The 12,142-nt window shown below is 63.2% G+C and carries 9 protein-coding genes and 3 tRNA genes; 11 read left to right on the plus strand and 1 reads right to left on the minus strand.

All coding sequences use genetic code 11. The features are described 5' to 3' along the window. The first annotated feature begins 33 nt into the window (after positions 1-33). From galE to thiL, 10 genes are all read left to right on the plus strand, one after another. A complete protein-coding gene (galE, locus tag ACSYDW_RS08180) occupies positions 34-1,149 on the plus strand; it encodes a UDP-glucose 4-epimerase GalE (protein ID WP_438338229.1) in 1,116 nt (371 codons plus the stop codon). Between the two features lie 3 nt (positions 1,150-1,152). Further along, a complete protein-coding gene (locus ACSYDW_RS08185; RefSeq protein WP_438338230.1) occupies positions 1,153-1,914 on the plus strand; it encodes a fumarylacetoacetate hydrolase family protein in 762 nt (253 codons plus the stop codon). Positions 1,915-2,487: 573 nt separating this feature from the next. Further along, a complete protein-coding gene (gene gltX / locus ACSYDW_RS08190) occupies positions 2,488-3,993 on the plus strand; it encodes a glutamate--tRNA ligase (protein ID WP_438338231.1) in 1,506 nt (501 codons plus the stop codon). 17 nt (positions 3,994-4,010) lie between these two features. Further along, positions 4,011-4,781: an HAD family hydrolase gene (locus tag ACSYDW_RS08195; RefSeq protein WP_438338232.1), complete on the plus strand. Its 771-nt coding sequence runs from the start codon at positions 4,011-4,013 to the stop codon at positions 4,779-4,781. Positions 4,782-4,893: 112 nt separating this feature from the next. Next, positions 4,894-4,965, plus strand: a tRNA-Gln gene (locus ACSYDW_RS08200). A 67-nt stretch (positions 4,966-5,032) separates the two neighbouring features. Next, a tRNA-Glu gene (locus ACSYDW_RS08205) sits at positions 5,033-5,105 on the plus strand. 49 nt (positions 5,106-5,154) lie between these two features. Continuing rightward, positions 5,155-5,230, plus strand: a tRNA-Glu gene (locus tag ACSYDW_RS08210). A 172-nt stretch (positions 5,231-5,402) separates the two neighbouring features. Beyond that, complete coding sequence (locus tag ACSYDW_RS08215; RefSeq protein ID WP_438338233.1) at positions 5,403-7,154, plus strand: dynamin family protein; 1,752 nt, start codon at positions 5,403-5,405, stop codon at positions 7,152-7,154. Continuing rightward, on the plus strand, positions 7,151-8,791 hold the full coding sequence (locus ACSYDW_RS08220; RefSeq protein ID WP_438338234.1) for a GTPase family protein: 1,641 nt from the start codon (positions 7,151-7,153) through the stop codon (positions 8,789-8,791). Before ACSYDW_RS08215 ends, ACSYDW_RS08220 begins: the two co-directional genes overlap by 4 nt. Further along, the gene (gene thiL / locus ACSYDW_RS08225) at positions 8,778-9,797 is read left to right on the plus strand and encodes a thiamine-phosphate kinase (RefSeq protein ID WP_438338235.1); all 1,020 of its coding nucleotides are present in this window, start codon (positions 8,778-8,780) and stop codon (positions 9,795-9,797) included. Before ACSYDW_RS08220 ends, thiL begins: the two co-directional genes overlap by 14 nt. A 48-nt stretch (positions 9,798-9,845) precedes the next feature. On the opposite strand, the gene ACSYDW_RS08230 is transcribed toward thiL, so the two are convergent. Continuing rightward, complete coding sequence (locus ACSYDW_RS08230; protein ID WP_438338236.1) at positions 9,846-10,565, minus strand: IclR family transcriptional regulator; 720 nt, start codon at positions 10,563-10,565, stop codon at positions 9,846-9,848. A gap of 112 nt (positions 10,566-10,677) precedes the next feature. On the opposite strand from ACSYDW_RS08230, the gene leuC reads away from it, so the two are divergent. After that, positions 10,678-12,135, plus strand: coding sequence for a 3-isopropylmalate dehydratase large subunit (gene leuC, locus ACSYDW_RS08235; RefSeq protein ID WP_438338237.1), 1,458 nt, complete (start codon positions 10,678-10,680; stop codon positions 12,133-12,135). Positions 12,136-12,142 lie beyond the last annotated feature (7 nt).

Here is a 12,142-nt window from a genome sequence, read left to right on the forward strand (position 1 = left end):
AGATCCAGAGCAATCGTCACTACAATGGAACGCATGCGCATTTTGGTCACCGGCGGTGCCGGTTATATCGGATCCCATACCGTTCTCCTTCTGCTTGAAGAAGGTCATGAGGTTCACGTGTACGACAACCTCACCAATTCGTCCCCGGAAGCGCTGCGACGCGTGGCCGAGATTACCGGGAAAAAAGCCCGTCTGCACGTGGGGGACCTGCTGGACCAACGCATGCTTCACAGCGTGTTTTCCGAAGTGAAACCCGAAGCCGTTGTTCACTTCGCGGGTCTGAAGGCGGTGGGAGAATCGGTGGAGTTCCCGATGCGCTACTACCGCAACAACGTCACGGGAACCTTGAACCTACTGGAAGCGATGGACGCACAAAACGTCCATACCTTGGTGTTTAGTTCATCGGCGACGGTTTACGGCGATGCAGGTGTCGTCAAGTACAAGGAAGATCTGAAACTTGAGGCGGTTAACCCATACGGCCGTACCAAGATGCACGTCGAGCAAATGCTTGAAGACGTTGCTGGTTCGAGCGACAAATGGCATATCGCCCGCCTGCGCTACTTCAACCCTGTCGGTGCCCACGAGTCTGGGCGAATTGGAGAGGACCCAACGGGCGTCCCCAACAACTTGATGCCGTTCATCTCACAAGTTGCAGTAGGCCGACGCCCTGTTTTGCGAATCTTTGGCGATGACTATCCGACTCCGGATGGCACAGGCGTTCGCGACTACATCCACGTGGTGGACTTGGCCGCGGCGCACCTGGCAGCCCTTGAATACAGCATCGATCATGCCGGCGCCCATGCGTGGAACATCGGCACCGGGCATGGCAGCTCCGTTCTTGACGTAATGCATGCCTTCGAACGAGCAGCCAATCGTCGGATTCCCTACGAGTTGGTTGAACGCCGCCCTGGAGATTTGGCTGAGTACTATGCCGATCCGACGCTCGCCCGCGAAGAAATTGGGTGGAAAGCCGAGCGGGGATTGGAAGAAATGGTGGCGGACAACTGGCGCTGGCAATCAGGGAATCCCAACGGCTACTTGGACAGTAGTCCCGGTGGGCCGCATGACTACGAAGAGTCCAATGAAGGGGAAACAATTCCTACGGAGCCTAATGGCGATACTGGTTCAGACGAAACCACTAAACTGTAAACCATGCGTATTGCTCGTTTTGTAGTTGACAGTGACCCGATGTATGGAGTCGTTGAAGGAGATGATGTTTTGGTCATCGCCGGAGACCCATTCTTCCAAGGCATCAAGCCCACCGGAGCCAAGCACAAGCTTGACGACGTGCGCCTGCTGGCCCCGATCATTCCCCGTTCTAAGGTGGTTTGCTTCGGGCGCACCTATGCGGACCACGCAGCAGAACTCGGGAACCAAGTTCCGGCCGAACCGCTAATGTTCCTGAAGCCGAATACCTCCGTGGTCGGATCCGGTGACCCGATCACGTTGCCGAGCTTTTCCGACGAGATCTCCTACGAGGGTGAACTCGCGGTTGTCATCGGTAGGATCTGCAAGGATGTTCCCGCCGAAAAGGCTAGGGACGTCATCTTTGGCTATACTGTGGCCAACGACCTCACTGCCCGTGACGCACAGCGCACCGACGGCCAGTGGGCACGGGCCAAGGGCTGGGACGGAGCCTGCCCGCTTGGTCCCTGGATCCAGACCGAGCTTGACCATGACGACACGCAGCTGACCACCCGTTTGGACGGCAAGGTGGTTCAGGACGGTAATACCTCCGACATGGTCTGGAGCGTCAACGACCTCGTTGCTTATGCTTCGCAGGCCTTCACGCTGCTTCCCGGAGACGTGATACTCACTGGGACCCCAGCTGGCGTTGGCACTGTCGTCGAGGGCCAGCGCGTGGAAGTCGAGATCGAAGGAATCGGAACCCTGAGCAACCCGTTCCGCCGCTGAGAGTAGAAGAACTGAACGTGTTTGTCGGATGACCCATTTTGACAAGGAACTGTTGGACAATATGATTCATCAGTCGATTTCTTTTTTGCCATCGAAGTCGGCACCACACTGCAATGGGCCCCGGTACACCGGGGCCCATTGGTGTTAGTCAGATGGTATCGGGGATTCGTTAACTTGGGGCCTTGTTTCAAACGGATTTCTCATTTCCTGCCGAGGATTCTCCCCGAGCTTCTATCATTGCAATATTTGAAGCCGGGACGATAGCGGCGCCTGCCTTGAGCCGGTGCCGGCGGCTTTGATTTCCGTCGAATTCAAAGAAAGTCGTACAGCGACGAATGCTCGAAAGCGCTCTGGGCAGAACCGGTGACAGTGCGCAACCACGGCGCCCCGAGGGGCTTGTCCCGTTCGGGGTGAACTTGGTCGAAACCTTCTAAGCGGTTGGTCGCAGCCCCTTGCTGCGAAGCCGTGAGAATGTTCCTCGGGGTAAATGCCTATAGCAGAAGGGCGACCATTGGAGGGGTCGATCCCGACACGGCTTGGCGCAATGGCCGGGCGGCATAGAATGGACACATCATGACTGATGCAGCCCTCATTCCCACCGTGACCGATGAAACCCCCGTCCGCGTACGCTTCTGCCCGTCCCCGACCGGCACCCCGCACGTTGGCCTGATCCGCACCGCCCTGTTCAACTGGGCCTATGCGCGCCACACCGGCGGCAAGATGATCTTCCGCATCGAAGACACCGACGCGAAGCGTGACTCCGAAGAAAGCTACAACCAGCTGCTCGACGCCTTGGACTGGCTCGGCATCACCTGGGATGAAGGCGTCAACGTCGGGGGCCCGCACGAGCCGTACCGCCAGTCCCAGCGCGGGGACATCTACCAGGACGTCATCGCCAAGTTGCGCGACGCCGGGCACCTGTACGAGTCCTTCTCCACCCCGGAAGAGGTTGAGGAACGCCACAAGGCCGCCGGCCGCGACCCGAAGCTGGGCTACGACGGATTCGACCGCGACCTCTCAGCCGAGCAGATCGCCGCATACCGAGCCGAGGGCCGCGAGCCTGTGCTGCGCGTCCGCATGCCGGATGAGGACATCACCTTCACCGACCTGGTGCGCGGCGAAATCACGTTCAAGCCGGGCACCGTTCCCGACTTCGTGGTGGTTCGCGCCAACGGCCAGCCGCTTTACACCCTGGTGAACCCCGTCGACGACGCGCTCATGGGCATCACCCACGTTCTGCGCGGTGAGGACCTCTTGTCCTCGACCCCGCGCCAGATCGCGCTCTACCGGGCCCTGATCGATGTCAACGTCGCCCAGTACATGCCGCTCTTCGGCCACCTTCCGTACGTCATGGGCCAGGGAAACAAGAAGCTTTCCAAGCGCGACCCGGAATCGAGCCTGTTCCTGCACCGCGATCGCGGATTCATCCCGGAGGGCCTGCTCAACTACCTGTCCTTGTTGGGCTGGTCCCTGAGCGCCGACGAAGACATCTTCACGCGCGAGCAGCTCATCGAGGCCTTCGACGTCCACGACGTGCTGTCCAACCCGGCACGCTTCGACCTCAAGAAGGCCGAAGCCATCAACGGCACGCATGTGCGCATGCTGGAAGCCAACGACTTCCGGGACCGTCTCGTTCCCTATCTGCAGGCCAACGAGCTGGTGGGCGACGAGCTGACCGAGCGCCAGCAGGAAATCCTCACCGAGGCAGCCCCGCTGGTCCAGGAGCGCATCACGCTGTTGGGTGAGGCTCCCGAGATGCTGGAGTTCCTCTTCCGCGGTGACGCCGAGATCGTCCCCGCTGCGGACGCGCTGAAAGGTCTTCCGGAAAACACGGCCGAGATCCTCGACGCCGGCCTGGCCGCACTCGAGGCTGCGCCCGAATGGACCGCCGAGGCCATCCAGGAGGCGCTGAAGGCCGCTTTGGTGGAGGGGCTCGGCATCAAGCCTCGCCACGCATTCGGCCCGATCCGCACCGCAGTGTCCGGCAAGCGGATTTCCCCGCCGCTCTTTGAATCCATGGTGATTCTCGGCAAGGATTCCTCGCTTGCCCGCGTGAAGGCATTCCGGGCCACCCGGTAGCGAAGCCCCTAAAGATCGTGGAAGCCACGAATCGCGCCCTCAGCCCATCAACCGGATTCACGTCCGGTGCCCGGGTTGAGGGCGTTCTTTTTGACATCGATGACACGCTCGTGGATTTGAATGCCGCAGCGGTCCAAGGGTTCCTGGTCCTCGCTGCCGAGGACTTTGCCTGCGTCCCCGAGGATGCCCGCGAGTCCATTGCGCGGGACTTCGCGGACGATGGAGCCGGAGCCTATGAGCGCTACATGTCCGGGGAGCTGACATTCCTGGGGCAACGAGTGGAACGGATCAAGCGCGCCTATGCCATGGCCCAGCTTGATCCTCCAGCTGCCGAATCGCTCGGTACCTGGTGTTCGGGCTACGAGCAGGCCGTGCGCAGCAGGTGGCAGCCGTTCGCTGATGTGCACGGATGCCTCGATGAATTGGACGCCATGGGTATTCCCTACGGGGCTGTGAGCAACAACGTGGAGATCTACCAGCGCGAAAAGCTCAAGCTGTCTGGACTTGGGCGGATATCCGTTCTTGTCGGTTCGGATACGGCCGGCGCACCAAAGCCGGATCCTCGACCGTTCCACGAGGGCTGCAGGCTGCTCGGAACACCCATGGGGGCAACCCTTTACGTGGGAGACAATCCGGTAAATGACGTACAGGGTGCGCGCGATGCGGGGCTGCTCGGACTGCTGCTTGATCGTGCCCCAGATCACAAAAAGGGGTTCGGGAAAAGCATTGGAAATTTGGGTCTCTTACCCCGCCTGATCACCGAGAATACGGGCTTTTTGAGGCACTGAAGGTCTGGGTGTGCGTCGATTTGTACTGTTCCGAATCTGGCTGTATAGTTATTTCTCGTGCTGAGGCGCAGGAAAGCTTTCGAAGAGAAAGCCGGACGGCAAATCAACGCTGTGGGGTATGGTGTAATTGGCAACACACTGGTTTCTGGTACCAACATTCTAGGTTCGAGTCCTGGTACCCCAGCGCTACGGTTTTGGTGAATTCCAAGACTGGTCTGTTTGGGGGCGAAAGCCCTACTCACAGAGCATACGGCCCCATCGTATAGCGGCCTAGTACGCTGCCCTCTCACGGCGGTAACGCGGGTTCGAATCCCGCTGGGGTCACGATTCGCATGAATCGGACGGCAACAGTCCCAAAACGTTGCAGCTATGCGGCCCCATCGTATAGCGGCCTAGTACGCTGCCCTCTCACGGCGGTAACGCGGGTTCGAATCCCGCTGGGGTCACCAGCGCAAATGGTTCCAAGCTCTTGCTTGGGACCATTTGTCATTGCCGGACATTTATGGAATCGAAGTCGAATTCCGGCGGGACGTCCCGCGATATCGACCGACTCTTTGGCATGATGTAGATGTGACTACGAAAGACGTCCCCGAACCGGTCGGCGAGCCGTGGGCTTCAAGCGTGCCCGCCGATGCAGAAGCAATTGCCCTGCTTTCCGCGGTTCGAGATCGTCTCTCGGTCGAATTGTTTCCCCTGGAAATCGCTGGGGCGGCAAAGTCTCGTGAAGTCGCGCGCACGGCAGTCGACCAGCTCGATGACTACATCCTGCCGCGCTACCGCAGCCTGGATGCGCCCCTGCTGGCTGTGGTGGGCGGATCCACGGGGGCAGGCAAGTCAACCCTGGTCAACGCCATCGTGGGGCATCCGGTCACGAGGGCAGGGGCCATCAGGCCAACCACGCGCCAGCCCATCCTTCTGCATCACGCCCAAGACCGTCCGTGGCTTGAAACCAACCGCATCCTTCCCGGGCTCCGCCGTATCACGGGCACCCCGATTGCGACCGCGCCGGCGCTGCCTGCAGACAGGGTTGGCGCCGATCCGGACCCCGGACTGACTGACTCGATAGTCCTGCTCGAGGACGAGTCGGTGCCCCGTGGCATCGCCATTCTGGATGCCCCGGATGTCGACTCCGTTTCCGACGAGAACCGCCGGCTTGCCGGCCAGCTCCTCGCTGCTGCCGACCTTTGGGTGTTCGTGACAACGGCGAACCGCTACGCAGACGCGGTCCCGTGGAAGCTGCTTTCCGAAGCGGCTGCCCGAAACATCACCATTTCGATTGTTCTTGACCGGGTGCCGGAAGACGCCGAAACCGAAGTGTCTGCCGATCTCCGGGAAATGCTCCAGCGAGAGGGGCTGGGTTCGGCCCGGTTTTTCCTGGTGCGGGAACTCCCGCTCGACGCCATGGACATGCTGCCCATGGAAGCAGTGGCCGGCATCAAGACTTGGCTTGGACAAATTGCCGCCAGCAGCGAGTCACGTGCTGCGGTTGCGAGACAGACACTCGCCGGCGTACTTGCCCAACTGGCGAACCGCACGGATGGCATCGCCTCGGCCATGGAAGAGCAAGTCCACAGCGCCCGTCGGCTGGAAGGCTACGTGGAGGAGTCCTTTGCGCAGGCCAGAGGGGGAATCCGAGTTGCCGTGCAGGACGGCACACTGCTGCGCGGTGAAGTCCTTGCCAGATGGCAGGATTTCGTCGGGACCGGTGAGTTCTTCCGATCGCTGGAATCCGGGATCGGCAGGCTGCGCGACCGGATCGGCGCCTTCTTCACGGGAAAGCCGCAGCCAGTGGACAGAGTGGAGAAGGCCATCGAAAGCGGCCTGCACGCGGTGGTGGTGGACCAAACGGCAAAGGCCTGTGAAACCGCGGAGGACCGGTGGCGGGACGACCCCGCGGGAGCCTCGATCGTCGAAACGGGGGAGCTTGGCGCACCAAGCGAGGACTTCTCCAACAAGGTCGCAGGCCAAGTAAGGGCTTGGCAGTTGGACCTGATGGACATCATTCGTGAGGAAGGCGCCGGCAAACGCATGACGGCGCGCATGGTCTCATTCGGGATCAACGGCGTGGCGGTCGCGCTGATGGTGGTCGTTTTTGCCTCGACCGCAGGACTCACCGGCCTGGAAGTGGGAATCGCCGGTGGATCTGCCGTGGTCGGGCAAAAATTGCTTGAAGCGATCTTCGGCGAAGATGCCGTGCGAAGACTGACCAAAAGGGCCATGGAGAGCTTGCAGCAGCGTTGCGACTCCCTGCTGGATCTTGAACAGGCCAGGTTCAGCAGTACGTTGGAGTCGGTCCCGGCCCAATCGGAGCCCGAGAGCATGAAGAACTACTCGGCCGCCATCCGCCGCCTGGCACGGGAGCAGGGTGCATGAGCCGCCGTCGATCCGATACCGCGCTTAGCCCGCTGGAACTGAGGCTGCAAGCGCTCAAGGAGGCAACCGAGCTCGGAGACCAAAGGCTTGGGACGCTGGAGAATGCCGCCTCGTGGGCCGTCCTGGACCGGGCCGCTTCGCGCAGGACGCTGTCCTCCGAGCACACCGTGGTCGGGTTCTTCGGGGCCACGGGCAGCGGGAAATCCTCGCTTTTCAATGCCGTCGTCGGGGAGGACCTCGCTCGCGTGGCCGCCACCCGCCCGACCACCGGCAAGCCATTGGCCGCCGTTTGGGGAGCGAAGGGTTCCGACCCGCTGCTTGACTGGTTGGAGGTCACTGACCGGCGGGTTATTGATTCGCCCTTGCACTTGGCCAGGAAGGGAATCTTTGGCTCGGCGAAGGAAGCCTATGGCTTGATCCTGCTGGACCTGCCCGACTTCGATTCGACGGTGTTGGCGCACCGGGAAACCGCCACAAAGCTGGCGGGTCAGGTGGATGTCCTGGTGTGGGTGCTCGATCCGCAAAAGTACGCCGACGCCGCCGTCCACCACGACTTCATCAAGCCGCTTTCCGCCCACGGAGCAGTGACCCTCGTGGTCTTGAACCAAGTGGACAAGTTGGGCGAAGCCCAGCGGCAGCCCGTTCTGGCGTCGCTGCGCTCGATCCTCGAGCGGGACGGCCTGGCCGGCCCCCGGGTGCTGGGTGTCTCGGCAGTAACGGGCGAGGGAGTCGAGGGGCTTCGGCAGGAAATCGCCAAGGTGGTCACCGAGCGGAGCGCTGCCTCGAACCGGTTGGCTGCCGATGTGGCGACCATGGCGGAACAACTGGGCCGGGGCCACGCCATCGCGGAACTCACGAAGCCGTCCGACAACGACCGGCGAGACCTGGTACGGAACCTTGCTGCCGCCTCCGGTGTGGACACCGTGGTGGACGCTGTGCGAACCTCCTATCGCCTGGATGCGCGGAAGCGGACGGGCTGGCCACTGACGCGATGGCTGTCCAAAATGAGGCCGGATCCGCTACGTAGGCTGAACCTGAAAAGCGCTGAGGTTAACCCGGCCGTGAATCGGACGTCGTTGCCCGCCGCGGGCGTGGCGCAGCGGGCCCAGGCGGATACCGCAGTGCGGAGATACGCAGAGGTGGCGGGGGCGGCCGCCCCCGAGCCATGGAAGGCATCCATCCGACGAGCCTCGCGCGGGCACACGGAGGAACTGCCGGACCTCCTGGACCAGGCGATCGCGAAAGCGGACGTGAAGGCAACCAAGGGAGCCTGGTGGTGGCCGCTGATATCCGTGGTCCAATGGATTGCGCTCGCCACCGCCCTGGCCGGGGCCCTGTGGCTCGGGGCGCTTGCGGCAGTGCAGTACCTGCAGTTCACCCTTCCGCCGGCACCACGGGTGGAGGGCTTCCCCGTTCCGACCTTGATGTTGCTAGGTGGGATCCTGTTGGGAGTGGTGCTGGGGATCCTCAGTGGATTCGCTGCCCGGGTGGGCGCCGCAGGCCGTGCCCGATCGGCCAAGAAGGCGTTGCTGGGTGCCGTGGAATCCGTGGTGGAGGAAACCGTCATCGGGCCGGTGAACGCCGAAATCAATCGACACAATCAATTCATTGGAGCTCTTCAACGTGCCAGAGGCTGAGATTCTAACCGTTGGCAACCTGGGTGAAAGCGGCTTGCTGGCACGGATCCTGCCGCGCCTGAAGGGAGCGGAGCCGTTGCTGGGCCCGGGCGATGACGCGGCCCTCGTTGCGGCGCCGGGCGGGGCATTCGTCATCACCGTGGACACCCTGGTGGAGAACCAGGATTTCCGGTTGCGCTGGCCCAGCGGCTACGAAAGCAGCGGCTACGACGTGGGATGGAAGTCCGCTGCCCAGAACCTCTCGGACGTCAACGCCATGGGCGCATACGCCACCTCGGCGGTGATTTCCCTGACCCTTCCCCACTCCACGCCGGTGGGTTGGGTTGAGGACCTTGCCGAAGGGTTCAGCGCCGCGGTCCGTGAACTGGGAGCGGCTGACTGCTCGATCGCCGGCGGGGACCTGGGGCGGGGGAGCGAGGTCTCGGTGACGGCGGCAGTCACGGGGGCGCTGGCGGCGGAGAGGCCCGTGGTGCGCTCGGGGGCACGGCCGGGCGACACCGTCGCAGTCAATGGCGTCTTGGGCGTTGCGGCCGCGGGGCTGTCGCTCCTTGATTCGCCCCAGCCCTGCGTGGACTGGACCGAAGAGGAGGAGCTTGTCGTGGCGGGGCAGCGTCGCCCGAAGCCCCCGCTTCATGCCGGGCCGGCCGCTGCTCGCGGCGGTGCGACCGCAATGATGGACCTTTCCGACGGCCTGCTCAAGGACGGCCAGCGGATGGCAACCGCCAGCGGTGTCCACGTGTACATCGAGCAGGCTGCACTCCGGGCAGACATCGACCGGTTGCGGCCGATAGCGCTGAAGTTGGGATGCGATCCGCTCGACTGGGTTCTGGCCGGGGGAGAGGACCACGGCCTCTTGGCCACGTTCCCTCCTCACGCGGCCCTGCCGCCCGGGTTCAGGCGAGTCGGGCGTGTGTGTGCCGTGGCTCCGGACGAGTCCGGGCCGCAGGCCCGCTTCGACGGATCGACGAGGACCCCCTCGGGCGGTTACGACCATTTCGACGGTTGATCCCGGCCCGTCTGCGCCGCCGCGGAAGCATGACGGACCCGGCTGAGGTTAGTCGCCGGTCTTGCGCAGTGCCTCACTCAGTGCGTTGGCCGTCTGGACCACGACCTCCTGGTGGGTGCGGCCGGGCTGGCGGGAGAGCCGCTCGATGGGGCCCGACATGGACACTGCCGCAATGACCCGACCGGAAGGCCCGCGCACGGGCGCCGAAACCGAGGCGACTCCGGGTTCGCGCTCGCCCAGGCTCTGGGCCCACCCGCGTCGCCGCACCCCGGCGAGGATGGTCGGGGTGAAGCGCGCGCCCTGCAGGCCGTCCAGGAGCCGTTCGTGGTCTTCCCACGCCAGCAGAACCTGCGCCGCAGAGCCGGCCTTCATGGAGAGCTGCGTCCCAACGGGAATCGTGTCCCGAAGACCGACCGGCCGCTCGGCAGAGGCCACGCATACCCGGTAATCTCCCTGCCGGCGGAAGACCTGGGTGCTTTCGCCTGTGTTGTCTCGCAGCTGGATGAGCAGCGGGCCCGCGGCGGCGATCAAGCGGTCCTCGCCGGCGGCCGAGGCCAGTTCCACTAGCCTGCCACCGAGCACGAACCTCCCGTGGATGTCCTTGCCCACCAAGCGGTGGTGCACAAGTGCCTGTGCCAGCCGGTGCACGGTGGGGCGGGAGATTTGGGTGATCTCCACCAGTTGCGCCAATGAGGTAGGTCCGGCCTCAAGGGCATTCAGAATCTGGGCCGCTTTATCGATGACGCCGACGCCACTTGTTGTGTCCATACTATGATATTGACGTCTCACTATTTGAGATGCAAATCCGCGTAGTGGATATTACGTGGCCTGCGGTGAAACAGTTATGCCATAAGACTTTTATCAAGTGAGGGAGTCGGTTATGGCCGCACACCAGGCAGCGCAGACGCTGGCCGAAAAAGTATGGAACGCACACGTGGTGCGCAAGGGTGAAGGGGCAGGCGCTGCGCGCCAGCCCGACCTGATCTACATCGACCTGCACCTTGTCCATGAAGTGACCTCGCCGCAGGCCTTCGAGGGCCTGCGTCTGGCCGGCCGCAAGCTCCGCCGTCCGGACCTCACCATTGCGACCGAGGACCACAACACTCCCACGCTTGAAATCGACAAGCCGATCGCCGATCTCACCAGCCGCACCCAGATCGAGACGCTGCGCAAGAATTGCGCCGAGTTCGGCGTTCGCCTGCACTCACTGGGCGACAAGGAGCAGGGCATTGTCCACGTGGTCGGCCCGCAGCTCGGCCTGACGCAGCCGGGTATGACGGTGGTGTGCGGGGACTCCCACACTTCCACCCACGGCGCCTTCGGTGCGTTGGCCTTCGGCATCGGCACCTCCGAGGTCGAGCACGTCATGGCGACGCAGTCGCTCTCCCTGAAGCCGTTCAAGACCATGGCCATCAACATCGAGGGAACCCTTAAGCCCGGAGTGACCTCCAAGGACATCATCCTGGCCGTGATTGCCAAGATCGGGACCGGCGGCGGCCAAGGCTACGTGCTCGAGTACCGCGGCTCGGCCATCCGTGCGCTGTCCATGGATGCGCGCATGACGATCTGCAACATGTCCATCGAGGCCGGTGCCCGAGCCGGCATGGTGGCCCCGGATGAGACAACCTACGCATACATCAAGGGCCGCCCTCATGCCCCGCAGGGGGAGGACTGGGATGCCGCAGTCGCCCAGTGGGATACCTTGTCCACCGATGAGGGTGCTGTCTTCGACGCCGAGGTTTTCCTCGACGCCGACGAGCTTGAACCATTCGTGACGTGGGGCACCAACCCGGGGCAGGGTGTGTCGCTCTCGGCCAACGTCCCTGCTCCCGAGGACTTCGAGGACGAGAATGAGCGCGCGGCCTGCGAGCGTGCGCTCGGCTACATGGGCCTCGAAGCAGGGCAGCCCATGAAGGACATCCGTGTGGACACGGTGTTCCTGGGCTCCTGCACCAACAGCCGCATGGAAGACCTGCGTGCCGCCGCTGCCATCATCCAGGGGCGCGAGAAGGACCCCAACGTCAGGATGATCGTTGTTCCGGGATCGGCCAGGGTCAGGCTCGAGGCGGAGGCTGCCGGCCTGGACAAGATCTTCACCGAGTTCGGCGCCGAATGGCGTTTCGCCGGCTGCTCCATGTGCCTCGGCATGAATCCGGACCAGCTTGCGGAGGGGGAGCGGTGCGCATCGACTTCCAACCGCAACTTCGAGGGTCGGCAGGGCAAGGGGGGACGCACGCACCTTGTTTCCCCCGTCGTCGCCGCGGCCACCGCGATCCGCGGGACGCTGTCGTCGCCCTCGGACCTTGCCTCAGCACCAGCCGCCACCACCGCAGCCTAAGGAACCA

This window comes from Paeniglutamicibacter selenitireducens (assembly GCF_051550675.1).
In the GTDB taxonomy this organism is placed as follows: domain Bacteria; phylum Actinomycetota; class Actinomycetes; order Actinomycetales; family Micrococcaceae; genus Paeniglutamicibacter.

What these genes read in the sequence shown, in the direction of transcription:
- leuC (WP_438338237.1), top strand. Translation starts at nt 10,678, where the DNA reads ATGGCCGCACACCAGGCAGCGCAGACGCTGGCCGAAAAAGTATGGAAC.
- ACSYDW_RS08185 (WP_438338230.1), top strand. Translation starts at nt 1,153, where the DNA reads ATGCGTATTGCTCGTTTTGTAGTTGACAGTGACCCGATGTATGGAGTC.
- ACSYDW_RS08230 (WP_438338236.1), bottom strand. Translation starts at nt 10,565, where the DNA reads ATGGACACAACAAGTGGCGTCGGCGTCATCGATAAAGCGGCCCAGATT.
- ACSYDW_RS08220 (WP_438338234.1), top strand. Translation starts at nt 7,151, where the DNA reads ATGAGCCGCCGTCGATCCGATACCGCGCTTAGCCCGCTGGAACTGAGG.
- galE (WP_438338229.1), top strand. Translation starts at nt 34, where the DNA reads ATGCGCATTTTGGTCACCGGCGGTGCCGGTTATATCGGATCCCATACC.
- gltX (WP_438338231.1), top strand. Translation starts at nt 2,488, where the DNA reads ATGACTGATGCAGCCCTCATTCCCACCGTGACCGATGAAACCCCCGTC.